Raw genomic sequence first — 1,028 nt, 5'->3', positions numbered from 1 at the left:
CCCGAGTTCGACACTTCCAGCCCGATTTCGGCCCGAAATTGGCACCCGTGGTCTGAGAATTCAGCCACTTAGCCAATTTTGGCCGAACCCTTTGTAGTGACACGTTTTTCTCTTGGCACCTTGCCAGCCTTGGAATGGCCGGTCTATAGTGATGACATGTTTGTCAAAGTCACCAAATCCGGTCCGCGTCGCTACGTGAAGCTCGTCGAGTCTTTCCGCGACGAGGCCGGCAAGTCGCGCCAACGCGTGATCGCGACGTTGGGACGCCTCGAAGCTGTCACGGCCGGGGAGTCCAGTGCGCTGATCAATGGCCTGTTGCGCGTATCCGGCCAGCCAACGCTCGAAGAAGGCACCGGCGAGACCGACTTCGCGCCGGCGCGCTCCGTCGGCGATACCTGGCTGCTGACCTCGCTCTGGAAAGAACTCGGCCTGGACGATGCCTTCCGCCGTGTGCTGCGCAGCAAGCGTCAGTTTGATGCCGAGCGGCTGCTGCGGGTCATGGTGTTCAACCGCCTCTGCGACCCCGAATCCAAGCTCGGCGTGCTGCGCTGGTTGGAGGATGTGCTGGTGCCCGATGTCGATACGGCCTCGATCCGTCATCAGCATCTGCTGCGCACCATGGACACCCTGTCGGAGTGCAGCGAAGCGCTCAATGACGTATTGGCTCAGCAGCTCAAGCCGCTGATCGATCAGGAGCTGTCGATCGTCTTCTACGACCTCACCACGATCCGTGCTGAAGGCGGAACGACACTCGAGGGTGATGTGCGCCATTACGGGCCTTCGAAGGAGGGCGGCATCGGCCGGCAGTTCATGTTGGGCGTCGTCCAGACGGCAGAAGGTCTGCCTATTCACCACGAAGTCTTCGATGGCAACGTCGCGGAAACCAAGACGCTGCTGCCGACCATCGAGACCGTGACCCGGCGCTTCAAAGTACGGCGTGTGGTATTGGTCGCCGACCGTGGCCTACTCTCCCTGGACAACCTGGAAGCCCTGTCCGCCGTACGGATCGAGGGTCGTCCCCTGGAATT

At 61.2% G+C, this 1,028-nt stretch carries 1 protein-coding gene; it reads left to right on the top strand.

All coding sequences use genetic code 11. The features are described 5' to 3' along the window. Nucleotides 1-156: 156 nt before the first annotated feature. Nucleotides 157-1,028, top strand: an 872-nt coding sequence (locus ACR80S_RS17120) for an IS1634 family transposase (protein WP_435403906.1), incomplete at its 3' end; no start/stop codon positions are given.

This window comes from Halomonas salsilacus (genome assembly GCF_051216275.1).
GTDB lineage: Bacteria > Pseudomonadota > Gammaproteobacteria > Pseudomonadales > Halomonadaceae > Halomonas.
Note: the sequence above shows the minus strand (reverse complement) of the source record. Positions and strands in the feature narration are given on the sequence as shown.